The organism is Sphingobium sp. B2D3A (assembly GCF_025961795.1).
Taxonomy (GTDB): Bacteria; Pseudomonadota; Alphaproteobacteria; order Sphingomonadales; family Sphingomonadaceae; genus Sphingobium.
In genome coordinates this window covers 1,289,292-1,311,876 of the sequence record NZ_JAOQOI010000001.1, presented here as the reverse complement: position 1 = coordinate 1,311,876, position 22,585 = coordinate 1,289,292, and the positions used below count along the sequence as shown (strand labels likewise).

Annotated in this window: 23 protein-coding genes, 1 tRNA gene and 1 pseudogene; 16 read left to right on the top strand and 9 right to left on the bottom strand. The window is 62.5% G+C overall.

What is annotated here, in order from left to right; all coding sequences use genetic code 11:
• Positions 1-194: 194 nt before the first annotated feature.
• The 5 genes from M2337_RS06105 to M2337_RS06085 all read left to right on the top strand — a co-directional run bounded on the left by M2337_RS06105 (position 195) and on the right by M2337_RS06085 (position 3,986).
• Positions 195-728 carry a PEPxxWA-CTERM sorting domain-containing protein gene (locus M2337_RS06105; protein WP_264572088.1) on the top strand — a complete coding sequence of 178 codons (534 nt, stop codon included), beginning with the start codon at positions 195-197 and terminating at the stop codon, positions 726-728.
• Between the two features lie 122 nt (positions 729-850).
• Positions 851-1,411: a sigma-70 family RNA polymerase sigma factor gene (locus tag M2337_RS06100; RefSeq protein WP_181558479.1), complete on the top strand. Its 561-nt coding sequence runs from the start codon at positions 851-853 to the stop codon at positions 1,409-1,411.
• Between the two features lie 28 nt (positions 1,412-1,439).
• Positions 1,440-2,135 (top strand): anti-sigma factor domain-containing protein, encoded by a 696-nt coding sequence (locus M2337_RS06095; RefSeq protein WP_264572087.1) that lies wholly within the window; start codon positions 1,440-1,442, stop codon positions 2,133-2,135.
• A gap of 86 nt (positions 2,136-2,221) precedes the next feature.
• Positions 2,222-2,782 carry a fasciclin domain-containing protein gene (locus M2337_RS06090; RefSeq protein ID WP_181558481.1) on the top strand — a complete coding sequence of 187 codons (561 nt, stop codon included), beginning with the start codon at positions 2,222-2,224 and terminating at the stop codon, positions 2,780-2,782.
• A 475-nt stretch (positions 2,783-3,257) separates the two neighbouring features.
• Positions 3,258-3,986 (top strand): FRG domain-containing protein, encoded by a 729-nt coding sequence (locus tag M2337_RS06085; RefSeq protein WP_264572086.1) that lies wholly within the window; start codon positions 3,258-3,260, stop codon positions 3,984-3,986.
• 552 nt (positions 3,987-4,538) lie between these two features.
• Here M2337_RS06085 and M2337_RS06080 read toward each other — a convergent pair.
• The 6 genes from M2337_RS06080 to M2337_RS06055 all read right to left on the bottom strand — a co-directional run bounded on the left by M2337_RS06080 (position 4,539) and on the right by M2337_RS06055 (position 10,382).
• Positions 4,539-5,882: a transporter gene (locus M2337_RS06080; RefSeq protein ID WP_264572085.1), complete on the bottom strand. Its 1,344-nt coding sequence runs from the start codon at positions 5,880-5,882 to the stop codon at positions 4,539-4,541.
• Positions 5,883-5,895: 13 nt separating this feature from the next.
• Entirely contained in the window at positions 5,896-6,636 is a 741-nt protein-coding gene (locus tag M2337_RS06075) for a hypothetical protein (protein WP_264572084.1), read from the bottom strand.
• Between the two features lie 2 nt (positions 6,637-6,638).
• Complete coding sequence (locus tag M2337_RS06070) at positions 6,639-7,325, bottom strand: C39 family peptidase (RefSeq protein WP_264572083.1); 687 nt, start codon at positions 7,323-7,325, stop codon at positions 6,639-6,641.
• An 8-nt stretch (positions 7,326-7,333) separates the two neighbouring features.
• Positions 7,334-7,681: a hypothetical protein gene (locus tag M2337_RS06065; RefSeq protein WP_264572082.1), complete on the bottom strand. Its 348-nt coding sequence runs from the start codon at positions 7,679-7,681 to the stop codon at positions 7,334-7,336.
• A gap of 67 nt (positions 7,682-7,748) precedes the next feature.
• The gene (locus M2337_RS06060) at positions 7,749-9,023 is read right to left on the bottom strand and encodes a hypothetical protein (protein WP_220128492.1); all 1,275 of its coding nucleotides are present in this window, start codon (positions 9,021-9,023) and stop codon (positions 7,749-7,751) included.
• A 240-nt stretch (positions 9,024-9,263) separates the two neighbouring features.
• The gene (locus M2337_RS06055; RefSeq protein WP_181558606.1) at positions 9,264-10,382 is read right to left on the bottom strand and encodes a helix-turn-helix transcriptional regulator; all 1,119 of its coding nucleotides are present in this window, start codon (positions 10,380-10,382) and stop codon (positions 9,264-9,266) included.
• 323 nt (positions 10,383-10,705) lie between these two features.
• Between M2337_RS06055 and M2337_RS06050 the strand changes: the two are divergent.
• A pseudogene (locus tag M2337_RS06050) lies at positions 10,706-11,332 on the top strand (tyrosine-type recombinase/integrase).
• A gap of 76 nt (positions 11,333-11,408) precedes the next feature.
• Here M2337_RS06050 and M2337_RS06045 read toward each other — a convergent pair.
• Positions 11,409-12,170 carry a hypothetical protein gene (locus M2337_RS06045; protein ID WP_264572081.1) on the bottom strand — a complete coding sequence of 254 codons (762 nt, stop codon included), beginning with the start codon at positions 12,168-12,170 and terminating at the stop codon, positions 11,409-11,411.
• Between the two features lie 458 nt (positions 12,171-12,628).
• Between M2337_RS06045 and M2337_RS06040 the strand changes: the two genes are divergently transcribed.
• Together M2337_RS06040 and M2337_RS06035 are read left to right on the top strand one after the other, a co-directional pair.
• Positions 12,629-13,150: a hypothetical protein gene (locus M2337_RS06040; protein ID WP_264572080.1), complete on the top strand. Its 522-nt coding sequence runs from the start codon at positions 12,629-12,631 to the stop codon at positions 13,148-13,150.
• Positions 13,147-13,605, top strand: coding sequence for a hypothetical protein (locus M2337_RS06035; RefSeq protein WP_264572079.1), 459 nt, complete (start codon positions 13,147-13,149; stop codon positions 13,603-13,605). The genes M2337_RS06040 and M2337_RS06035 overlap by 4 nt, the downstream gene beginning before the upstream one ends.
• Before the next feature lie 18 nt (positions 13,606-13,623).
• Here M2337_RS06035 and M2337_RS06030 read toward each other — a convergent pair.
• Positions 13,624-13,697: transfer RNA gene (locus tag M2337_RS06030), tRNA-Gly, on the bottom strand.
• A 179-nt stretch (positions 13,698-13,876) separates the two neighbouring features.
• On the opposite strand from M2337_RS06030, the gene trpD reads away from it, so the two are divergent.
• The 8 genes from trpD to M2337_RS05990 all read left to right on the top strand — a co-directional run bounded on the left by trpD (position 13,877) and on the right by M2337_RS05990 (position 22,001).
• Positions 13,877-14,869 carry an anthranilate phosphoribosyltransferase gene (trpD, locus tag M2337_RS06025; RefSeq protein WP_264572078.1) on the top strand — a complete coding sequence of 331 codons (993 nt, stop codon included), beginning with the start codon at positions 13,877-13,879 and terminating at the stop codon, positions 14,867-14,869.
• Positions 14,866-15,654 carry an indole-3-glycerol phosphate synthase TrpC gene (gene trpC, locus M2337_RS06020; protein ID WP_264572077.1) on the top strand — a complete coding sequence of 263 codons (789 nt, stop codon included), beginning with the start codon at positions 14,866-14,868 and terminating at the stop codon, positions 15,652-15,654. The genes trpD and trpC overlap by 4 nt, the downstream gene beginning before the upstream one ends.
• Positions 15,651-16,118: a cyclic pyranopterin monophosphate synthase MoaC gene (gene moaC / locus M2337_RS06015; protein WP_264572076.1), complete on the top strand. Its 468-nt coding sequence runs from the start codon at positions 15,651-15,653 to the stop codon at positions 16,116-16,118. The genes trpC and moaC overlap by 4 nt, the downstream gene beginning before the upstream one ends.
• 18 nt (positions 16,119-16,136) lie before the next feature.
• Complete coding sequence (gene glp / locus M2337_RS06010) at positions 16,137-17,342, top strand: gephyrin-like molybdotransferase Glp (protein ID WP_264572075.1); 1,206 nt, start codon at positions 16,137-16,139, stop codon at positions 17,340-17,342.
• A gap of 85 nt (positions 17,343-17,427) precedes the next feature.
• Positions 17,428-18,693, top strand: a complete 1,266-nt coding sequence (locus M2337_RS06005; protein WP_264572074.1) for an FAD-dependent oxidoreductase — start codon at positions 17,428-17,430, stop codon at positions 18,691-18,693.
• A gap of 3 nt (positions 18,694-18,696) precedes the next feature.
• Positions 18,697-19,152, top strand: a complete 456-nt coding sequence (locus M2337_RS06000) for a c-type cytochrome (protein ID WP_264572073.1) — start codon at positions 18,697-18,699, stop codon at positions 19,150-19,152.
• 223 nt (positions 19,153-19,375) lie between these two features.
• Positions 19,376-21,070 (top strand): hybrid sensor histidine kinase/response regulator, encoded by a 1,695-nt coding sequence (locus M2337_RS05995; protein WP_264572072.1) that lies wholly within the window; start codon positions 19,376-19,378, stop codon positions 21,068-21,070.
• 1 nt (position 21,071) lies between these two features.
• Positions 21,072-22,001, top strand: coding sequence for a DNA-binding response regulator (locus M2337_RS05990; protein ID WP_181558759.1), 930 nt, complete (start codon positions 21,072-21,074; stop codon positions 21,999-22,001).
• On the opposite strand, the gene M2337_RS05985 is transcribed toward M2337_RS05990, so the two are convergent.
• Entirely contained in the window at positions 21,960-22,583 is a 624-nt protein-coding gene (locus M2337_RS05985) for a RidA family protein (RefSeq protein ID WP_264572071.1), read from the bottom strand. The genes M2337_RS05990 and M2337_RS05985 overlap by 42 nt on opposite strands.
• Positions 22,584-22,585: the final 2 nt, after the last annotated feature.

Genomic DNA, 22,585 nt, shown 5'->3' with positions numbered 1-22,585 from the left:
ATGTCAGCGATTGCCCGCAGCCGCGCGAACGACGGCTAGTTGGCGATTTGCGACGCTTCGAGGTGGATGCCAGAAGCAACGAGCGCCATTAGCATTTATTTTACCACGTCTGCGTCCGCCCGAACTCCACGCCCGTATCTATCACGCGGGCACATTTCTGTCGCCTGCATGACGACAGATGTGGGAGACGACTGATGTTAAAAAAGGCAAGCGGGCTCGTCGCGATTGCGGCCCTGTCATGTAGCCTGCCGGCTCACGCCGCGCAGTATATGTTCAACTTCGCGACAAGCACTCCCCTGTTCGGTGGCTCGGTGAACGGCAGCGGGGTTTTCACAACGTCTGACACCCCAATGATGGTGGGTGGTCAGACCGCCTACGTCATTACCAGCATTACCGGCCAGGTGAACGGCTTCGACATCGTCGCTCCAACTGGCAGTTACGGCAATTACTTCACCACTGGCCCAAGTTTTCTTGATGGCACGGGCGTCACATTTAAGACCACGGGCAGCAGCAATCATAACACGGTTACATTCTTCAACCAGAGCAGCAACGGCATCTACCGCGTGAACACCTTCTCGCCTGGCAGCTCGTCCTTCGTGACAGCTAGTTCCAGCGCAGTGGCAGCCGTCCCTGAACCGGTCAGCTGGGCGCTGTTCATCATCGGCTTTGCCCTTGTGGGCACAGCACTACGTACGCGCCGCCCACACCTCGCGCCGCTCGCGGCCTGATTATTACTGCGGTTGGCCGGCCACTCCCTTCCTGGTGCGTCCGGCCAGCTGCGATCTGAATTCCCTATGCATTACGTGACACGTCGCTATGCTCTCGCGCTCTGGGAGAGCCGCTGAACGATATGACCGAGGCTGCCGATCGTGACCGCGAAAAGCTGGTGGCAGCACTGGCCCAGGTCGCGCGAGCCGATCCAGCCGCGCTGCGGCAGGTCTATGATATGACCAGCGCGAAGCTATTCGGCGTCTGCCTGCGTATCTGTCAGGATCGGGACGTGGCGGCGGATATCGTGCAGGAAACCTATCTCAAAATATGGCAGCGCGCCGGACGTTTCGATCCGGCCAAGGCAAGTCCGATCACATGGCTGTGCGCCATTGCGCGCAACGGAGCGATCGACTGGTGTCGTGCCAATCGTCAGACGATCATCGTCATCGATGATGCTGGCTCGATTGCCGACACGCGCGCCAGCGCCCCGCAACAGATCGAAGAGGCGCAGAGCCAGGCGCGCATCGTCCATTGCCTGGAGGAACTCGGCGGTAACCCTGCCGACGCTATCCGCGCGGCCTTCTTTGGCGGCCTCACCTATGTGCAGCTCTCTCATCGTATGAATGTCCCGCTCGGCACAATGAAGAGCTGGATCCGTCGCGGTCTCGCGCAGCTCAAGGAGTGCATCGGCGATGGCTGACGCAGCACTCACTCGGGAAGAGCGCGACATGCTCGCAGCAGAACTGGCACTCGGCATCCTGGACGGGGCGGATCACGCCATCGCGCTTCGACTGCAAGTGTCCGATCCAGCGTTCCGGTCCGAGGTGCTCGCTTGGGAGGCCCGCTTCGAGCCGCTTCTCGATGGCTATGACGACACCGACGCGCCAAATCTCTGGCACGCGATCGAGCAGCGGCTACAGACCAGCGGCGCGCCAAGTTTGAGCCAGCCCGACGCAATCCGGCGCAAATTGGCCGCTTGGCGACTAGGCACATTGGCAATGGGCACCATTGCGGCTTGCCTCGCGCTCTTCGTGATGTTCCGTCCTGCGCCGCCACCGGCCCAGACGCCAATCCAGGTTACTCGCGCCGGCCAGCCCGCCGTCGCGCAACTGGGCACGGGGGAGGGCGCGCACCAATTCGCCGTCAATTACGACATGAGCAGCGGCGAGCTCAGCATTCGAGCGCTTAAGATGCCGTCAAGCCCGCTTTCGCCCGAACTCTGGATTATCCCGGCGGACAATGTACCACGGTCGCTCGGCCTTGTCTCAGCGACGGGTTCAAAGCGCATCATAGTCGCACCGCAGTTGCGTCCCCTGTTGAAAGACGGCGCCACACTCGCCATCACGCTCGAAAAGAGCGAGGGCGCCCCGCACAAGGCGCCAAGCTCTGCGCCTGTGGCCGCCGGCTCGATCAACATAATCTGAGCCCGACTGCATCCGTGGCCGCTACCCTCTCGTAACTGTTTCGTCTCCATCACCGGGGGCGAGAGTTTGAGAGAGGACATGTCTTCATGCCTAAATCTAGCACAGCCCTGCGGATCGCAAGCATCCTTGCCTTGACGTCGATCGGTACGCTTGCCGTCGCAGCAGCCAATCCGATGGTCGGCGGCGCAGCCATGTATCCGACCAAGACCATCGTCGAAAATGCCGTCAACTCGAAGGATCACACGACACTCGTCGCTGCCGTGAAGGCCGCAGGCCTCGTCGACACGCTTAACGGCAAAGGGCCCTTTACGGTCTTTGCGCCAACCAATTCGGCGTTCGCCATGCTGCCTGCCGGCACTGTCGACAATCTACTGAAGCCCGAGAACAAAGCCATGCTGGTCAAGGTGCTGACCTATCATGTCGTGCCCGGCAAGCATAACGCTAAGGAAATTGCTTCCATGGCGAAGATGCACGGCGGCAAAGCGATGTTCAAAACTGTCGAAGGCCAGGACATCACCCTCTCGCAGGATCCTAAGGGTGCCTGGTGGGTGACCGATACGAAAAGCGGCAAGGCCCGCATCACCATTGCAGACGTCAACCAGTCCAATGGCGTCATCCACGTCGTCGATAAGGTTCTAATGCCGTGAGGCCGCTCCGCACGGATTTGCCTTTCTTACTACGTGTCTTTCGGCCCATCACCGTGGGTGAAGAACTTCGTCAGCTGTTCCGTGATCGTGATGCGCATCTAGTATCCGAGCCGGATTTCAGGGCGCGCAAAAAGCAACTGCTGGATTGGTCAAAATGCCAACTCACACGTGCCTTACCGCGTAAAATGCGGCGCGACTGGCGCTACACCGGTTCCGAAAGCATCTAATTGGGCTAACATACCCAGGTCTCAGTGCGGGCTCGGCAAATGGACCGAGCCCGCATCGATATGGTCCAGACTCCAGCACATGAACGAATGTCGGTTTTCAGACAGAATAGAAGTCGCGCTGAATGACCGCTTTGTTGGCGGAAATGAACTATTGCAGCTAAATTATCGTCTTCAGCAGAAGCCTGGATCAGGCAATAACTGCTATCAGCTCACACCCGATAACCTGAGCACAGTAACTGAGGGGGCGAATGATGGTGGCGCTGAATCAATTCAAAGAGCCTGAGAAGATAGGTCTCCACATCATCTCGGACTATATGGCAGCGCTGGCCGAGGCACAGGTGCTAACGCGTGCATTCCGGGGACATGCGAATGCGCAATGGAAACCTCTACCCGTTGCGTTGCGGCCAGGTGAAGCAGGGCTTACCAGCAAGACAGAGTTCGAAGTCTGGAAGCGAATGGCGAGGCGCTTTGTTCAGCACCAACCGCTTAGCGATGTCGAATTTCTCGTGCTGGCGCAACATTACGGCATTCCGACGTTGCTGCTCGATTGGACGACCAATCCATTGGTTGCCTTGTATTTCGCCTGTCTCCCAGCTCAGGATGGGGAAGGTAATGAGATCGCGGCAGATGGAGAGGTGATCCAGTTGAACACAGCGGGATTCCATCCGATTTCGAAGCCGGAATCCGTCGCGCTCTACAAAGAATCTCGCCCGCGCCCCCTTCTGCTAGACACTGCTTTCATGAACGCGCGGACACTTGCGCAGGACAGCCTAATGACTCTTCATTGTGAAGCAGAAGAGCCCGTGGATGTAGCACCTGTCTTTTCCGTTCCTCACCAGAAAAAGGCGCAGATCAGAATTGCGCTACAGCTGTTTGGGATGAGTGAAACTCGTATTTTCCCAGACCTCACTGTCGCAGCTCAAGCCTTCAAAGAGGGGCTGAAGATCAACCACGAGCTCAACATGCAAATGGGCTAATTCCGATGTGCGCAGCAAATTAACGAACGGCAGCTTCTAGCTTGGTCGCCTGCTCAATCAAACGACGGTTTTGAGGGCGAATCTTGCTTGGCCGCTGAGAATCACACTAACGTCATGTTTTGCCGCGACCGGTCACTCATCCTGGCTGATGGGAACGACCGACACTGGTCGCCAGGTGCGCCGCTGAATTCATCCCCTCAATAGATCGAGCATTCTCCAATGGCCATTCCGGCCACTGGAGAATGATCATGGAGATGCCTGAAACAGAACCCAACACCAAGCATCGGACCTGGAATGCACGAAGGACAGTCGGCGTGAAAGCGTGCTGTGAAGCCGAAACAAATTTGGGAGATTCACTTCTACCTCGATCAGCGACGCCATTTATGAGATCGAACGTTGTCGATCTAGCGATCGAACAGCAAACGGCGGGGCCGTGACCAGGTGCAAATGAAGATTTGGCGACCCAGTCAGCGGCGGGCAGATCCGAACGCGGGCCATTGTAAGGCAGCAGAAAACAGGCCAGGCGCGCTGGAACGACTACGTTCCGCGGCGTCACCTGCCCCTCGACAACACGAACGGGATGCGCAGCACCGTGCGCAGATCGGTGGCATCTTCGGTCGCCCCTATCTCGACGGACCAGTTCAGCGTCGTGCGGTCCGTCGCGCGGTAGCTTACGCCGAACAGCAGGCGGCCGATCTGGAGATCGCGCGCCGTCTGCACCTGCGGGTCGCCCCAGTCCATCGTGGGCATCAGCAGACGCTGCGTGGTGCGCGTGCCGAAGGACCAGCTGTGCGCATAACCCAGGTTGAACGAGGTGCGTTGGTTCAATGATACGCCGATCCCCATGCTGACGGATATCGCGTCTCCCGGCTTCACATAGGTGATACGCACCGGCGGGATGACCGTATCGACCCCGTGACCGAAATTGCGGGTGTAGCCAATGGAGCCGAACAGGACGGCGGGGTCACTGGGCAGAATTGCGGTCAGGCTCGGCGTCACACCCCAGAAGCCGGACCCCGTGGCCGCACGGGTCGCGCGGCCCAGCGTATCCCGAGAGATGTCGAACGGGTCGGTGCCGGTGGGCACCACAACCTGCAAATTGCCGATCAGGAACGGCCAGCCGCCACGCGCAGAGCTCAGCTGATAGCGCGCCGACAGCTCAAGGTCGCCAATCCCCCGGCCGCTGGTACTGCTATCGATGGTCGCCGCATCGGGATCGCCCGTCGTGCCCTGAATCGGGGCCAGCACCGACTTGTCATTGCGATAGACGAACGGAAGACGGGCGCCGATCTCGACATTGCCGAGGAGCCCATAACGCAGGCCGGCGGATGCCGTGAGCACGTCCTGCCGGCTCTCGTTGATGTCGAACACGCCAACGAGCACGGACTCCACCACTTCGATGCCGCGGAAAAGCGCACGGTTGCGGTCGGCCCGCGCATAATCGAGCTGAAGCTCGGCGGTGAGCTGACCGCGCCGGGTCACGACGCTGCCTTGCTCTCCCAGCACCGCGACCTCGGGGGGGCGATCGATATCCGGTGGCGCTTCCCCCACGGGGCCAGCCGGGGCCTGGGGCGCACCATTGGGCGCGCGCGGCGGCGGGACAGCGTTGCTGGCGGACTGAACAGTTTGCGGCGGATTTGCTGCCGATGGCGCCGCCGTTGCGCCACTTGGTTGCGCATCCATGGCAAGGCGCTGCTCCAGCGCACGAATGCGCGCCTCCTGCGCTTCCAACTGCTGTTGCTGCCGGGCGATGAGGCTGAGCGCCTGCTTCAGTTCGGGGCTGGCTTTGCTCGACTGTGGCAGCGCGGTGCCCGTTGGCTGGGCCCATGCCGGTGATGCAGCCAGTGCGCCGCCAAGCATTGCCACTCCCCCCAGGAGCCGACCTATTCTGGTCATTTGTGTCCTTCCTTCAACGAATAAGATCCCGCGTCGCGTCAAGCGCCATGCTGTCGATCCTCGGCATGGCCGAGCCGACGATCGCGGGCGTGGCGTTCATCAGATCGAGGTTGATCGTCGTGCTGGTCTCGATCGCACGGTTGTTACCGCTGTTGAGGAGCACACTGCCCAAGGCCTGCCCAAACACGTGGCTGACCTCCAGATCCTGCTGCGACAAGGTCACCTTGAAACCGCTGCCTAGCCGATCGAGCCCGACCGTGCCGTTCTGGGTTTGCGCGCGATCGCCCGGCCCCAGCGGGAGTGGCGCCGCCCCATCAGGGCTGAGGCCGATCTCCGCCTGCTCGCCCGTACTCACGGTGACGGCGCCGACGCTCGGACGATAGCTCCGCTCGACGAGCGAGACACCGCTCTCGCGGTCGAAACTGACCCAGACATCACCCGGGTTGCCCGCGTGTTGCGAGGGGCCGCTGGTGCCTGGCGCGTCGGGCTGCCTTGTCGACTGTGGCGCGTAGATGGCAAGGCGCGGCGCGCCCTGGTCGACGGTGAAGACACTGCGCAGGAGCAATTGCCCGTCGACGCTCGTATCGGTCTGTACGGCCATGGCGACTTCCACACCGTTGGGGAGGAGGAATTTGCCGCGGCTTTCGGCCAGAACATCCTCCGGCACCGGCTCGTGTCCCTCGACCGGCGGTTGCGCGAAGACGGGGTTGCAGAGGACAACTGCTGCAACGGCCGAGATGAGATGGCGGTTCATGGCTAGAAGTCCCTCATGAAGGGCGCAGTCAAAGCCAGTGCTTGCTGGCTGAGCGGCTGAACGAATGCGGCGCCGACCGGTGCGCGGGAGAAGGCCGCCCACTGCCGATCCCCATTAAAGGCGCTGCGCCCCACCGCAGTATCCTCGCCGATCACGAAATAAATGCCGTTCCAAGCGCGCTGGAACGCGGGTCGCGACATGGTGCGCAGACCGAGCGCCGGATCTCCGATCAGCAGCTCCTCCGCGCTGATGCCTTTGACCACGACGAAATGGCGATAGCCGTTCGCCTCGATCAACGCGATGCCGGGCACGCCTGCCGCAGCGACTTGGTCGAGCGAGACCTTGTATCCGTCCGCGCTGAGGCCGGCATTGGCAAGGTAGCGCTTCATGTCGAGCAACGAAAAGCCGAGCCGGGTAATCTGCGCACGGTCTCCCACGCGCCACATGCCGTTGAACACGTCGGCTTCCGCCCTGCTCCGGCGATAATGATAAGTCAGCAACGTGGCGAGGGCAGCCGAACCGCAACTGAAATCATATTGCTGCCGAACGACCGTTAAAAATCGCCGGTCCTCGAACGACGTGACAGGCGGCGTGACATCGCCGAGACCCGCCGCTCCGAGCTGGAACGTCGGCCCTCCGCTCACCTGCGCACTGCAGCCGGAGAGCAGCATGAGTGCGGCAAGGAGCATGCGCGCCATTATTGTGCGGGCAGCAGGGCGATGTTGACGTTCATCGAAGAATTGATCGCGACGTTGTTGCCGGAATTGGCATTGATGATCGCGAGGCCGGAAAGGTTCTGGAATGCGTTCCCATCGATGGCCACCGCCCCGGTCACGGAATTGCCGCTCACGCTGCTGTCCGATACGGCGGCAACATGCTCGGACTGGGCGATCTGGTTGAGATCCGCGCGGCCTGTCACCTGCTCGAGCGTGGCGACGTCGACGGGCGGCGCCGCGCCCTCAAATGGCGGTTGCGCAAGGGCAGCCGAGGCAAAACTGCACGGCAAGGTCACAAGCCATGCCCGGCGGAATAGAAATCGGTTCATGCATCCTCTCCCTTTATGATGTGAAAAGACTGGCCGGCGGTGGAGATCGCCGGCCAGTTGGAGAGGCTTAGCGAAGCGTGATGTCGCCCGCGGAGACCGCCACGCTCACCGACGCGTTCTGCGATGCGCCAACGCCGGTGTTCTGGTTGACCGCCTGCATGCCAGCAAAGTTCTGGAATGCGCTGCCACCCGTGCGGATGCTGTTATCAGCCACCGGGGACTCGCCGCCACGACCGTCGAAGCTGACGCTCACGCCCGTGACATAGCTTGAGAGGTTGGCGCTGGCGACCAGGGCGCTGTCACCGAAGACGGAATCCGACTTGGCGGAACCGGCTGCGGTATCACCGCCGCTGAAGGCCCAGCTGTGATCGGAATTGTCCGAATTGTCTTCCCAGCTGTTGTTGCTGGCCACGGTGTTGGTCGAGCTGTCATCCTGAGAGGACATGTCGCGGCTGTCGGTTGCCGTGCCGCCATTGTTGGCCGCAACCTGCGCGCCCGAAGCGGAGCTGTTGTCCGACATGTCGTGCGTGGACGAGTCATTGCCGCTGTCGGCCGTGTTCACCGAATTATTGGACATGTCGTTGCCGCTATCGGCGACGCTGTTGTCCGTGGACGTGTTCGTGGTGGTGTTCGACGTCCAGGCGCTGTTGCCGCTGTCGCTCGTGCTGGTGTTACCGCTGTCGGCGGTGTTCACCGAGTTGTTCGACATATCATTGCCGCTGTCGGAGACAGTGAGGCTGTTGTCGGACATGTCATTGCCACTGTCGGCAATATCGACGCTATTGTCGGTGTTGGTCGTGGCGTTGGACGTCCAGGCCGAGTTGCCGCTGTCGCTCGTCGTGGTTGTGGTGTTACCACTGTCAGCGGTGTTCACCGAGTTATTCGACATGTCGTTGCCGCTGTCCGCCACATCGACGCTGTTGTCGGTGTTGGTGGTGGCATTGGAGGTCCAAGCCGAATTGCCGCTGTCGCTGGTGGTGGTTGTGGTGGCGCTATTGCCGCTGTCCGCCACGCTGTTGTCCGTGTTCGTGGTGGTGTTGGCCGTCCAGGCAGAATTGCCGCTGTCGGACGTCATCGTGTTGCCGCTGTCGGCGGTGTTGACCGAGTTGTTCGACATATCGTTACCACTGTCGGCAACGCTGTTATCCGTGTTGGTGGCCACGTTCGTGGACGTGTTTGCGGTCCAGGCGCTGTTGCCGCTGTCGCTGGTGGTGGTGGTGGTGGTGGATTCGGCCATCCAGCTGTTGTTGCCGCTATCGCTGACGGTGTTGCCGTCCTGCGCCAGCGCGGGCGATGCCGCGATAAGCGCGGCGGCCGAGGCCGTGATCAGTAGAGTTTTCATCGATTGTCGTCCTTTCAGGGTTCCCACGCCGCCCTCGGGGCTTTCCCCGATCGACGCATCGACTCCGCCTCCGCGGAGACCCACCCTGAATAGGTTAACGGCGAATTAACCTTCACCCCCACCGAACTATCTCTTCCCCCCTCATAGCGCTGTATGAGTAACCCTCATTTGGGGGTGAGTGTGATAATTGTGAAGACGAACGAAAGTCTCAGAATAATAAGAGGGAATCGGGCTTCTGAATCAGAGGGCGGAAAAATGACCCAATGATGTTCGAGCAATGCTCGATAACATCACCCTGATAAGATCAGATTGCCGATGGGTGGCCGTTTTTCCGAAGATTTGTTTCAAATAACTTCGCGCGGTGGCCTCCGCGATTTTCATCCGGGCGGCAGCATCATTCAGTGCGAGGCCGCAAACCAGATGGTGGACCAGCTGACCCTCGGTCTTGGTGAGCCGATAGGCGTCGCAACAGCGCTGGAGCGCCAGGGTTACGTCCGTGTCCGAATCATAAATGCACAGGACGAAAGAAGGATCCGCGGAAATTTCCGGGCGCGTGAATGTCGGCGATAAAAGGGCCATGAGAGGCCGGCGATAATTCTTCCGGCTCAGGCTGATCAGCACCGCTTCGCCATCGTGCGACGCATGGTCCATGGCCGCGTGCAGCTTGGTGGTCTCGCCGCGATTGACGGCAACAAGCGAATAGCGCGACTTGTGCACCACATCCCGCTTCTGGAACATCAGCGTGGCGACGGCATTCTCGCCGATCACCGCGCCATGGCCGTCAAGAATGATAATCGCCACGTCGCTCAGGTCGAGCGCCGACTTATAGGCGATCAAGGCGCGCTGCTGGCTTCGCGCATGCAGCCAGAGACGAAAATAGCCCGCAAGCACGGGCTGCAGCTTCTTGGCCATCTGTTCGGCGGCGAGCCGCTGGACCATGTTGGCATGGCGGTAAAGCGCCGTGAGGATCAGGCGCAGCCCGCCATGTTCTGCCACGGCCAAGGTCATCGCACGCTTCGCTTCCTCGACCTGCGTCAGTTCGTGCCAAGCAACACGCGCACCTTGGCCGGTGTAATGAAGCGCGTCGGTATCTTGGCAGGCGATCGCCACCGCCAAGTGCGGATCGGAGAGCAGGGCGCGATTGGGGCTCACTCGCGCAAGCAGCTCTGGGCTGTTGTCGTCGCGATGAAGGGAAAGAACCGCCTCGTCCGCAAAGACGCGACCGGCGAACTTGCTCAAAATCCAGTCCAGATCGTCTGCAACCCGGTCAGATTGTCCGTCCTGATCGATCGGGCGCCCACCGTCCGGTTCTGCAAATATGTGGTCTGCGGCCACCTCGGTCTTCGATATTGTGACCATTCCTCCCCCTCAGCCCACCATTGTATGGCATGCGCGTTAACCACAATGCGTGGGGGGCTGATTTGGCTCCGCTATCGCGGGATTGAGACTGCCCCGATTTGGTACATATCTGAAATTTGAGGATTTCATGCCGGCAATGCCCATCAATAGCCGACCATCCGGTATTGGGGACGCTACAATTCGGCGAAACGACATTTGGGTTATTAATGAACGGCCGCTTCTGAACTCCAGCATTTGCTAAACGTCTGCTATGTTGGTGCAATCACTCGCCCAACTAGCAGCGGTATTCTCCAAAGACCATTCCGGCCAAATGGAGATGTGTCATGGGACATTCAGACCTTGATCCGGCTGTTCACGAAAGGCGCCCTTGGAACTTAGAACAAAATGCCGGGCCTAAACGCCCGCTCAGCCACGAGACATTTGGGCCATTCGCTTTTATCTCAACATAGGCGCCTGCGTGACCGAGCGGTGTTCGATCTGGCAATCGACAGCAAATTGCGGGGCTGTGATCTCGTCAAGATCAGGATTGGCGACCTCGTAAGTGGCGGCCATATTCGCAACCACGCGACGGTAATCCCACAGAAGACGGTCGACCGGTTCAATTTGAGATCATGACCGAAGCACAAAGGACCTCGGAAGCGTGGTTGCAGCGCCGTGGAGGGACAATTCTCGATTTCGCTTTCCCAAGTCGGATCGATTACGTGGGACATCTCAGCACTCGGCAATACGCGCGGCTGGTTGACGAATGGGTCACAACTATTGGGCTCGATTGCCGCGAGTATGGCACGCATTCGATGAGGCGGACAAAGGCATCACTCATCTATAAGGCAACGGGTAACCTGCGGGCCGTGCAGATCTTGCTTGGCCACACTAACATCGAGAACACGGTCAGATATTTAGGTGTAGACGTTGACGATGCACTCACTTTGTCCGAGCGGACCGACATGTAGCGGCGTTCCGGCCCTTACTGCGGTGGGGTCGGAAATCCGATTTGAGCATCAGAAGCTGCCATTCCGGACACGCCGACTAATCCGTCACTTGTTGGTCGCGCGCCCTTGCGGCAATCTTCGCCACTCGGCTAGTAGGTGCGGCTTGACCTGACGGAGAGCTAAACTCCGTTGGCGCAGAGCCTGCAGGCGCTGACGCAGGCGCTCGAGCCAGACGGCGTTTGGTCAGTCGTCGTCCGATCAGAATCGCCAATATGATCAAACCGATGATTGACTCCAGCCCTACGCTTTGGCCCATCCAAGGAGTCTGGTCAAAGAGGTGCGGGAACAAGCTTCCGATGATATTGATTATGAGACCTGGTCCAAGCAAGAACAGGGCTACGATTTCCAGGGTCTGGAAGGCCACGGGTCGAGCTGGTGGCATCGGCGCTGTTGGAAAGGCATGCAACCTCTTTTCCAAGTTCGATGAGATGCGCCTCATCGCCGTCCAGTGATAAAAGACCATAAGCATTGGCCACCACGTCAGGACGATAAGAGCCCAAATGAAAGAAAACCCGGCCATTCCGGGCCTATCGAGCAAGACATCCAGCCCCCAGACATGAGTCAGTCCGAGACTCAAAATCGTGACTGGTATGGATAGAGTGAAACCCCAATTGGTGCGCTTACTGATCGGTCGAAACTTCTGGACATAATCAGAAAGAAGATCACGATACTGATCGGGCCTGAGCCAGAACGCCCGCTTGCCATCCTGACTCACCATTCGAATTCCGTCAGAGTCACGGAAAGTACGATGATGCAGGCGGCGCGATGCCGCTGCGATCAGCGGAGCAGGTGTGATCATGATCGTCCTTCTGCGGTCGCACTCGCAAGGCGAGACGATAAACTCAATTCTCGCATTAGGCTGCTGTATCGCCAAATCATTAAAGAATGCCGCCGAAGCCTATTGTTCCAATCAGCTAACCGGATCGGATTGCGCACACTTCCCCTGCGGCTTTAGTTCGCGCCTAGATCATTGACACAGGTACCAGCAAAGCGGGGAGTCCGTTGCCGATTGGAGGCGCTTCAGGAGCAGCAGCAATTTCGCTTTCAGCAACGGTGACTCGCTATTCCGCTACCGGCCAAGAATGGCGGGATAGGTGGGCTGACACCCGCCGATGCTGCCAAGCGGCTTGTGCAACCCCCGCCCAGATTAGCACCATGACAACCCCGGACTCAATTTATGAGTGGAGGAGCTTTGGGGAGCACGTCAGCGCGAACGCAATCTGCTCCTTGTATTGAGCTTCCTTCGTCTCTCAATGTTTGCTCAAGGGCGTCAAAGGATCCGAACACTTCCGCCCACGTCAATTAGAATATGGGGCGATCGTCAAGCGTCTTGCTAGCGCAGATTTCTGCGCAAACAGCTGCCTCCTAAAACCAGACCTGATCGAGAAAAGGTGGGGCGACAAGCCGATTGCCGTTTGGGACGATTTCCGCATGGTCGCCAAGGTTATGAAGTGGCGGGATGAGCGAGCGTCCACGCCGCGCGCTGCCGACGTGGGCGTGACAGTGCTTCGCGAATTGTTGAAGTTCGGTCGCCTGCACGGGCGCGCGCGTATCAATGTCGCGGAGAGCATCCCGCATCTCTACAAAGGCGGCAATCGCGCCGATATCATCTGGACTGCCGATGATATGGAAGCGTTCAAACGAGCGGCCCTCGAATTGAAGAAGCCCCTTCTCTATGACGGGTTGCGCCTTGCCGCGCTGACCGGATTACGCCGCGCCGATCTTGTGTCACTTACCTGGGATCATCTCGGCGAAGTGGCGACATCAAGACCGCCTTGAAGAAGAGCCGCGCAAAGCGTCGCAAGGTCGTCGTGCCGATGACCGAAGCACTGGAAGAGCTCCTGGCGGAACTACGGACGCGCAAAGGCAAGGAAGGCGTCAACACGGTGCTGGTCAATGAACGCGGTAAGCCGTGGACGGGAGCTGGCTTCGGCGGCAGCATGAGTTTCGGCTTGGTCCGCGACAAGGCCAACATCGTGCATGTCGAGGAAGGGGATGACGGGGAGCCCGTAAAACGGCCGAAGCATCTCCATGACGTGCGCGGCACCTTCTGCACCTATCTACTGACGGAATGCGAACTGGCCGACGAAGATGCCGCCTGGATTATGGGGTGGTCGCCCGCCCGCGTCGGTAAGATTCGCAGCACCTATGTGGACAGCGCAGCGGTTGTGATTTCGCTCGCCGAGAGGATGCGAGCAAAACACGGAGCAAAACAATCCCGTGACGAAGCGTAAAAATGGCGGAAAAAAGGCTGGAGCGGGTAGCGGGGATCGAACCCGCATCACAAGCTTGGAAGGCTAGTGCTCTACCATTGAGCTATACCCGCTCATCGACCGTTCGCCGACCCTCACCAGCACTCGGCCGGGACGACCGCTCAGTGGCGATGCGCTGGAGCCATTGCCACGACAGGCACGGCAGCGTCAACAGCTTCGCATCGCGATCCTTTGACGGCAGAGCATTGATCGACGCTCGACTTTGCGCGCCGCAGATTGCAAAGGATCGGCAATGAACAGCTTGCCCGATCCTGCCAGCCCTCTCTCGCCGGAGGACGCCGCCCGCGCCTTCGCAGCCATTCTGGATGGCACGGTGGAGGACGAAGCAATCGCCGCCTTTCTGATCACACTGGCCGAGCGCGGCGAGACGGCCACCGAGATTGCCGCCGCCGCGCAGGAGATGCGTGCGCGCCTCATTCCCGTGCAGGCGCCGGCGGGGGCCATCGACGTGTGCGGCACCGGTGGCGATGGCCATCACACACTCAACATCTCGACCGCCGTCAGCCTCGTCGTTGCCGCCTGTGGCGCGCCGGTGGCCAAGCATGGCAATCGTGCTGCGTCCTCCAAGGCCGGCGCCGCCGACACGCTCGAGGCGCTGGGGCTCGACCTCGACCGCGCGGCAGACACCGCCGAGCGCACGCTGGCGGATCTCGGAATCTGCTTCCTCTTTGCGCAAAAGCATCATCCCTCGCTCGCGCGGATCGCGCCGATCCGCAAGGCGCTGGGCCGTCGGACCATCTTCAACCTGATGGGGCCGCTCGCCAATCCGGCCGGCGTGACCCGCCAACTCATCGGCATCGCGCGCCCGGCCTATGTGCCGATCTATGCGCAGGCGCTGGCCGAGCTGGGCACCGAACGCGCGATGGTCATCTCCGGCGATGAGGGGCTGGACGAACTCTCGCTCGCCGGCGGCAATGACGTGGCGGATGTGACAAGCGACGGCATCGTTGCAATGCGGCGGATCAGCGCTTCCGATGCCGGGCTGCCGTCACACCCTATCGACGCGATAAAGGGCGGCGACCCGGCCTATAATGCCGCGAAACTGCGGGCGCTGCTGCTGGGCGAGGCCGGCCCTTATCGCGATGCCGTGCTCTTCAATGCCGCTGCGGCGCTGATCGTCGCCGGCAAGGCCGAAACACTGGCCGAGGGTGTCGAGGAAGCCACCGAAGCCCTCGACCGCGGCCTTGCCAACACCCTGCTCGACTGCTGGATCGCCTACGCATGAACAAGCTCGATGAAATCTGCGCCACCAAGCGGGACGAGGTCGCTGCCCGCAAGCAGGCGACGTCACTCGCTGACCTGCAGGCGATGGCTGCCTCCCAGACCCCGCCGCGCGGCTTCCGTCGCGCGCTCGACGCCAAGGTGGCGGCGGGCGGCTATGGCCTCATCGCTGAGGTGAAGAAGGCCTCGCCCTCCAAGGGGCTGATCCGCGCCGACTTCGATCCGCCGGCCCATGCCCGCGCCTATCAGGCGGGCGGCGCGGCATGCCTTTCGGTGCTGACCGACGCGCCCTATTTCCAGGGCCATGAGGATTATCTCATCGCGGCGCGCGCCGCCGTCTCGCTGCCGGTAATCCGCAAGGACTTCATGGTCGATCCCTGGCAGGTGCTGGAGAGCCGGGCGATCGGCGCCGATGCCGTGCTGATCATTGTCGCGGCCCTCTCCGATGCGCAGATGCAGGAGATCGAGGATGCCGCGCTTGGCCTCGGCATGGATGCGCTGGTGGAGGTGCATGATGCCGCCGAGCTGGAGCGGGCGCTGACGCTGCGCTCGCGGCTGATTGGCGTGAACAACCGCAACCTCAAGGATTTCTCGGTCGATTTCGCCCGCACCTATGAGCTGGTCGGCAGCGCGCCGGAGGGCTGCACCTTCGTCGCGGAGTCCGGTCTTGGCTCGAAGGCGGACCTCGATGCCATGGCGGAGCATGGCGTGTGCTGCTTCCTGGTCGGCGAATCGCTCATGCGGCAGGATGATGTCGAGGCGGCGACCCGCGCGCTGATCGGCGCATGAGCGGGCTCAGCCATACCGACGAGGCCGGCGCCGCGCGCATGGTGGATGTGACGGCCAAGGCCGACACCAGCCGCACGGCGAGCGCCACGGGCCGCATCGACATGAACGAGGCCGCCCGCGCCGCGATTGCGGACGGCACTGCCGCCAAGGGCGATGTGTTCGCCGCCGCGCGCATCGCCGGCATCATGGCCGCCAAGCGCACCAGCGACATCATTCCGCTCTGTCATCCCCTGCCGCTCACCGGCCTGACACTGGACCTCGCGCTGGATGCCGGCGGCGCCACCGCAACCGCGACCGTGCGCACATCCGGCAAGACCGGTGTGGAGATGGAAGCGCTGACCGCCGTCTCCGCCGCCCTGCTGACGCTCTACGACATGCTCAAGGCCGTGGATAAGCACATGGTCATTCGCGACATTCACGTGACGGCCAAGGCGGGCGGCAAGTCCGGCGACTGGACCGCCTGAAATCATGGCGGTGCAGCCATGATCTCCGTTGACGACGCACAGCAGCGGCTGCTCGCCCTCGCCACCCCGCTGGCGCCCGAGGCGGTTTCATTGGCTGAGGCGAACGGCCGATGGCTGGCCGCACCGCTGACCGCAGTCCGCGACCAGCCCTGGACGGCCCTCTCCGCCATGGATGGCTACGCGATCCGTCATGCCGATCTTCCCGGTCCCTGGCGCCTGGTGGGCGAAAGCGCGGCGGGCAGCGTTCCTCCGGCTCAGGCCATCGGCGCGGGCGAAGCAATGCGGATCTTCACCGGCGCACCGCTGCCCCCCGGCGCGGATACCGTGGTGGTGCAGGAAGATATCGCTGCCGATGGCCTGTCCATTCGCCTGACCGGCGACGGACCGGGCGGTGCGGGGCGGCATGTCCGCCCGCGTGCCAGCGATTTTGCGCAGGGCGATACGTTGCTGCCCGCCAGCCTGCGCATCGGTCCCGCGCAAATCGGCCTGGCGGCGCTCGCGGGCCACGAAACGCTGACGGTGCATCGCCAGCCGCGCGTCGCGATCCTCTCTACCGGCGACGAGCTGAACCCGCCCGGCGCGCCCTGCCCGCCCGGCAAGCTCCCGGCGTCCAACGGCGCGATGTTGCGCGCCATGGTTTGCGGCGCGGGCGGCGTGGTCACCAGCGAGGGGATCGTGCGGGACGATCTGAATGCGCTGACCGCCGCGCTGCGCGATGCGGCTACCGCCGATGTCATCGTCACCTCCGGCGGAGCGTCCGTGGGCGATCACGATCTGGTGCGCCCGGCGCTGGAGGCGGCAGGCGGCAGCATCGATTTCTGGCGGATCGCCATGCAGCCCGGCAAGCCGCTGATCGTGGCACGCATCGGGCGGCAGATCATGCTCGGCCTGCCCGGCAATCCGGTCTCGGCAATGGTCACCGGCGCGCTGTTCCTGCTGCCGCTCATTCGGCGTCTTGCCGGCGGAACGGATGTGCTGCCCAAGAGCCGCACGGTTCGGCTCGGCGCTGACCTCCCCCCGGGCGGCAAGCGCAGGCTGTTCATGCGCGCGGTTGTCGACGGTGCAGGAATCGCCACGCCGCTGGCTTTCCAGGATAGCGGTGCGATGCACGCCGCTGCCCAGGCCAATGCGCTGATCGTCCGGCCGGAAGGCGCGCCAGCCGCGCGCGCTGGGGAAGAAACAGAGCTGCTCGACTGGGCCGCGCTCGGCCTCGGCGCGGACTGAGCCTTTCCAGCGCACTCAATACGTATTCTGGGCAATTGCTGCCCTCCCCTCGCGCCCTACAGTCTGCGTCTCAAATGGGGGTCGCATGGCAGAATTTCGGCAAGAGGGGCAGCTGGGCGTCGAGCGCCGGGCCATGCTCACAGGAACGATCGGCGCCGCAGCCATAATCGGGCTGCAGGCCTGCGCCCCGGCCTCCGGTTCCCGTCCCGCGACCCTGCGAGCGCCGAGCCGCCGGACGGCACTCGTTCCCATCCGCATCAGCCGCGACCAATTGATCGACGTAAAATGCTGCATCCGCCCGCTGCGCGCTGCCGGGCCGAATCTGGACGTGGAGACGGTGGGCGATGCCCTCGTCATCCATAATTATGGCCATGGCGGCAGCGGCTGGTCGCTCTCCTGGGGCTCCGCCGACATCGCGGTCGGCAAGGCGCTCTCCGTGCTGCCGCGCGAGATTGCCGTGGTGGGATCCGGGATTATCGGCCTGACGACGGCGGTGATGGCGCAGCGCGCCGGCCTCAAGGTCACGCTCTATGCACGCGAGTCCATCCAGCAGACCCGCTCGTTCCGCGCCAGCGGATCGTTCACGCCCGATAGCCGCATCGCCTTGGCCGAGCCCGCCGGCCCCGCCTTTGGCGAGCTGTGGGAACGCATGGCCCGCTTCTCGTGGAAGGCCTTTCGCACCTATCTCGGTCTGCCGGGCCATCCGGTGGAGTTCGGCGATTCCTACCAGCTTTCGGATACGCCGATCACTCGGCGGGAGTGGCCAGCCGACCCTGCAATCACGCAGAACTTCGCGACGAGTGGGCGGCCACAGCAGAATTCCGAGTTCGGCCATTATAGCGAGCGCATTCGGGACATCGTGCCGCAGGCCCAGCCGCTGAGCGCCGAGGAGAACCCCTTCCCGCAACCCCATGTGCGGCGCAGCTCGCAGATGATCTTCAACTTCGCCAGCTATGCCCACGTCATGCTCGGCGAGTTTTTCGAGCGCGGCGGGCAGTTCGTGATGCGCGACTTCGCTCGCCCGGCGGACTATGCCGCGCTCCCGCAGAAGGTCGTGATCAACTGCACGGGTTATGCGGCCCGGGACCTGTGGCAGGACAAGACCATCATCCCCGTGCGTGGCCAGACCGGCTGGCTCGTGCCGCAGCCCGACGCCTTCTACAGCGTGCGCTATCGCAATGTTTCGCTCACCTCCAAGCGCGACGGGATCGTCGTGATGAACAATAACCCAGATGTGGGCGAGATGCTGGGCGTGGGCGACAGCATGGAACTGCCCAATGTCGCCGATATCGAGAAAGGTCTGGAAATCATGGCGCCCGCCTTCGCGCCCGGCTTCCAGGCACAGGGCTGACCGATGCTGCTGCGCACCGCTCCGCTCCTGGCCGCTGCCCTGACCGCCCTCGCCGCGATCGCCGCCACGCCACCTACAGCCAGCACGCGAGACGGCGTCTATACGGCTGCACAGGCCGAGGCTGGCGCCCGCCTTTACGCCACGCGTTGCGCCATGTGCCACGGCGGGGCGCTGGAAGGCACGTTCGAGATTCCCGGCCTTGGCGATCGTTTCATGGCCCATTGGAGCAATGCCCCGCTCTCCAGTCTGCATGATTATGTCGGCCGGGCCATGCCGCAATTCGCGCCCGGCTCGCTGACGCCGGACGACACGACGACCATCATCGCCTTCCTGCTGCAGGCCAATGGTCTGCCAGCCGGAAGCGCTGCGTTGCCCAGCGAGACCGGCGCTCTCGCGCGGATCACCGTCCAGCCCGCAGATCTCGAGCTCACCGCCAGGGCTGTGCCCAGAACACAATAGGCACAGCCCTTTTTCCTTATGACGCACTGCAGCAAATTTGCCACAGATTCCGGGAAAATGCCTTGCACGCGTGCGAGGCTTTGAGTTTGTCCTTTTTGCAATGCACCATTCATCAAATGAACCGTGCGCGCGTCAACCAAGGTCAATCGCCGATGGAGTCGGACTCTCCCGGCTTCAGGACGCTGCGTCGCCACCGCCCGCGTCACCGGCAGATCGGCTGACCATGACGCGGCAGGATCTTCATCGCAGGGACACCGCTCCCATCGAGAAGATCGATGCCGCCGGCGTGCTGGAGACGCAACCGCCCCGGCTCGCCCACCTCGTCAAGCTCGGGCTTCTCGGGCTGGCCTTTGGGGGGATTTTCGTCGGCCTGCACATGGTGTCCGACAATCAAGATCGGCTGCTGCTGGAAACGCTCACCATCCTCGATCTTCTGGCGCTCAGCTTCCTGCTGCTGCTCGGCATTCGCCGCTGGCGGGAAGCGGCGGCCTACACGATCCGCGCCCAGCATCTGGTCAGCGAACTGGAGACGGCACGGCAGAGTGCGATCAGCGCGAACCTCGCCAAAAGCCGCTACCTTGCCAGCGTCAGCCACGAGATCCGCTCGCCGCTCAATGCCATCTATGGCTATGCGCAGCTGTTCGAGCGGGGCGATGGCGTCAACGCGCAGGAGGCAGCGCGGGTCATCCTGCGCTGCTCGGAGCATCTGACCAATCTGGTCGAGGGCCTGCTGGATATCTCCCAGCTCGAATTCGGGATGCTGCGCGTGCGCACCGAAGAGGTGCGCCTCAACAGCTTCCTCGACCATATCGTCTCGATGATGCGCCCCGCCGCTCATGCCAAGGGCCTCACCTTCACGCTGGAAAAGACCGGCCGCCTGCCGGAGATCGCCCGCTTCGACCAGAACCGGCTGCGCCAGGTGCTGATCAACCTGCTCTCCAATGCGATCAAGTTCACCCAGCAAGGCAGCGTGACGCTCAAAGTGGGTTATGCCGGGCAGATCGCCACCTTTGAGGTGAAGGACACCGGCCCGGGCATCGCGCCGGAAGACCGGCAGCGCATCTTCGAGCCATTCGAGCGCGGCGAGGGGCGGGAGTCCGGCGCCGGGCTCGGCCTCGCCATCTCGCGCACGCTGGTCGAGATTCTCGGCGGCCAGCTCGATCTGGTCAGCACGCCAGAAGGCGGCAGTTGCTTCCGCATCGTGATGATGCTGAGCGAGGTGACGGGCAAGGCCCTCTCCTCCGCGCCCATGCGCAAGCTCACCGGCTATGAGGGCAAGCCCCGCCATGTTCTGCTGGTCGAGGACGATGCCGACCAACGCCACTTCCTCGAGCAATTGCTGCGCGGGCTCGGCTTTCAGGTCGAGGCGCGGCCCGATGGCGAACAGGCGCTGCTTGCCGCGCGCGAGACGCCGCCGGACCTCGCCATTCTGGACATCAGCCTGCCGGGGCTATCCGGCTGGGAGATCGGCTGCGAACTGCGCGCGATGTTCGGCGACCGGCTGCAAATCCTCATGCTCTCGGCCAATAGCGAGGAACTGCACCGGCCGGAGCATGACAGTCCGCAGCACGACCGCTTTCTCGTCAAGCCGGTGGAATTTGAATCGCTCGTCGGCGCGATTGGCGATTTGCTGCAACTGACGTGGCGCTGGCAGGACGATGCGCCGGATGTCGGCAGCGCCGGGCCGGATACCCCGCCCGCCATGCAGCCAGCGCCGGTTGTGCTCGACGACACCGCCCGCAAGCATATCGCCCGGATGCAGGAATGCCTGCGGATCGGGCACATCCGCGGCATCGAAACGGAGATCAAGCAGCTGGAGCGCGCCTCACCCGCCGCCGAGCCGCTCGTTCGCCAGCTTTACCAGCACCTCGACCGATACGACCTGACCGCCATGGCGCGCCTCTTACAGGATTACTGACATGATTGGCATTCCCGGACATTCGGACACCGTCCTGATCGTCGATGACGAGCCGGACACGCTGCGGATGCTCACTGCTGCGCTGGAGACAGCCGAGATTTCCGTACTGGTCGCGACCTCCGGCCATGTGGCGCTGGCTCAGCTGGGCAACATCATGCCCGACCTCATCCTGATGGATGCGGTGATGCCCGGCATGGACGGGTTCGAGACCACGCAGAAGATCAAGGCCAATCCCCAGCTCGCCAGCATCCCGATCATCTTCATGACCGGCCTGACGGAGAGCGAGCATGTGGTCGAAGCCTTCGAGGTGGGCGGGGTGGATTATGTCCGCAAGCCGGTGGACCTGCAGGAGCTGCTGGCCCGCGTGCGCGTGCATATGGCCCAGGGGCGTGCCGTCCATGCCAGCGTCGCCAGTCTCGATGCGACCGACCGGCTGATCCTGGCCACCGATGCGCGCGGCAGCCTTTTGTGGTGCACCCCGCGTGCGGAACAGGCCATCTCGCGCGTCTCGCCCGGCTGGCTGCGCAGTGAATCCGCGCTGCCGGAAGAAATCCGCAACCAAATCGAGAAGCTGCTGACCAAGGACGAGGGCGTCGCCGGCAATGCCGTGCGCGTTCGGCAGACCAAGGGCCAGGGCGAGCTGGAGATGCAGGTCATTGCCCATTATCGGGAGGATGAAGTGCTGATCCGCCTTAATGAGCTCAATCCCGAGCAGGATCTCGACCGCCTGCAGGAGCGCCTGCCGCTCACCCGGCGCGAGGCCGAGGTGCTGCTATGGGTGAGCTATGGCAAACCCAATCGCGTGATCAGCGATGTGCTGGAGATCAGCCCGCGTACCGTCACCAAGCATCTGGAGCGGATCTTCGACAAGCTGGGGGTGGAGACCCGCTCAGCCGCGGCGGCTGTCGCGATCCGCATGCTGGGCCAGTAGCGACTTCTTGCGCAGGGCGGGGGGAAGGCGCGGCGGCCGCATGTACGAGGCCTCCGGCGACGCGCCGCTGGACTTGCGCACCGCGATGGCCTCGATCTCGATCAGGTAGAGCGGGCCGACAAGCGCGGCGACCTGGAAAGTGGAGCGCGCAACGGTATTGGGATTAGCCTGCGTGCCGAAGAACTGACGGAACCCCTCGTTGACGCCGGCGAAGTCCATCTTGCCGGTACGCGGGTCCGCCGCGACGAACAGCGACAGCTTCACCAGATCGGACATCTTATAGCCCTGCGCCTCGAGCAGGCTCTTGATCTTGTTGAGGGTGCTGATCGTCTGGGCCTTGGTGTCGCCCATCTCCTCCAGCGTCTTGACCTCGCTCATCGGCTTGGCGGGATCGACCGGGGACGGCAGTTGGCCGGAGAGGTAGAACGTCTCCATGCCTTCGCCGACGCGTACGCCATCCAGAATGATTGCGTTGGGATTGCCCTTGATCCGCGTGACCTCTGCCTGAGCGGGTGCCGCAGTCAGCAGCAGCGCGGCGGCACCTGCCAGAACGGTCTTGGCCAACATGGCCTTGAGAGACATGC

Coding starts and splice junctions, on each gene's coding strand:
- trpD (WP_264572078.1), top strand. CDS start 13,877: ATGAACAGCTTGCCCGATCCTGCCAGCCCTCTCTCGCCGGAGGACGCC.
- M2337_RS06105 (WP_264572088.1), top strand. CDS start 195: ATGTTAAAAAAGGCAAGCGGGCTCGTCGCGATTGCGGCCCTGTCATGT.
- M2337_RS06060 (WP_220128492.1), bottom strand. CDS start 9,023: ATGAAAACTCTACTGATCACGGCCTCGGCCGCCGCGCTTATCGCGGCA.
- trpC (WP_264572077.1), top strand. CDS start 14,866: ATGAACAAGCTCGATGAAATCTGCGCCACCAAGCGGGACGAGGTCGCT.
- M2337_RS06080 (WP_264572085.1), bottom strand. CDS start 5,882: ATGACCAGAATAGGTCGGCTCCTGGGGGGAGTGGCAATGCTTGGCGGC.
- M2337_RS06085 (WP_264572086.1), top strand. CDS start 3,258: ATGATGGTGGCGCTGAATCAATTCAAAGAGCCTGAGAAGATAGGTCTC.
- M2337_RS06005 (WP_264572074.1), top strand. CDS start 17,428: ATGGCAGAATTTCGGCAAGAGGGGCAGCTGGGCGTCGAGCGCCGGGCC.
- M2337_RS05985 (WP_264572071.1), bottom strand. CDS start 22,583: ATGTCTCTCAAGGCCATGTTGGCCAAGACCGTTCTGGCAGGTGCCGCC.
- M2337_RS06065 (WP_264572082.1), bottom strand. CDS start 7,681: ATGAACCGATTTCTATTCCGCCGGGCATGGCTTGTGACCTTGCCGTGC.
- M2337_RS06045 (WP_264572081.1), bottom strand. CDS start 12,170: ATGATCACACCTGCTCCGCTGATCGCAGCGGCATCGCGCCGCCTGCAT.
- moaC (WP_264572076.1), top strand. CDS start 15,651: ATGAGCGGGCTCAGCCATACCGACGAGGCCGGCGCCGCGCGCATGGTG.
- M2337_RS06055 (WP_181558606.1), bottom strand. CDS start 10,382: ATGGTCACAATATCGAAGACCGAGGTGGCCGCAGACCACATATTTGCA.
- M2337_RS06090 (WP_181558481.1), top strand. CDS start 2,222: ATGCCTAAATCTAGCACAGCCCTGCGGATCGCAAGCATCCTTGCCTTG.
- M2337_RS06070 (WP_264572083.1), bottom strand. CDS start 7,325: ATGCTCCTTGCCGCACTCATGCTGCTCTCCGGCTGCAGTGCGCAGGTG.
- M2337_RS05990 (WP_181558759.1), top strand. CDS start 21,072: ATGATTGGCATTCCCGGACATTCGGACACCGTCCTGATCGTCGATGAC.
- M2337_RS05995 (WP_264572072.1), top strand. CDS start 19,376: ATGACGCGGCAGGATCTTCATCGCAGGGACACCGCTCCCATCGAGAAG.
- M2337_RS06095 (WP_264572087.1), top strand. CDS start 1,440: ATGCTCGCAGCAGAACTGGCACTCGGCATCCTGGACGGGGCGGATCAC.
- M2337_RS06100 (WP_181558479.1), top strand. CDS start 851: ATGACCGAGGCTGCCGATCGTGACCGCGAAAAGCTGGTGGCAGCACTG.
- M2337_RS06075 (WP_264572084.1), bottom strand. CDS start 6,636: ATGAACCGCCATCTCATCTCGGCCGTTGCAGCAGTTGTCCTCTGCAAC.
- M2337_RS06000 (WP_264572073.1), top strand. CDS start 18,697: ATGCTGCTGCGCACCGCTCCGCTCCTGGCCGCTGCCCTGACCGCCCTC.
- glp (WP_264572075.1), top strand. CDS start 16,137: ATGATCTCCGTTGACGACGCACAGCAGCGGCTGCTCGCCCTCGCCACC.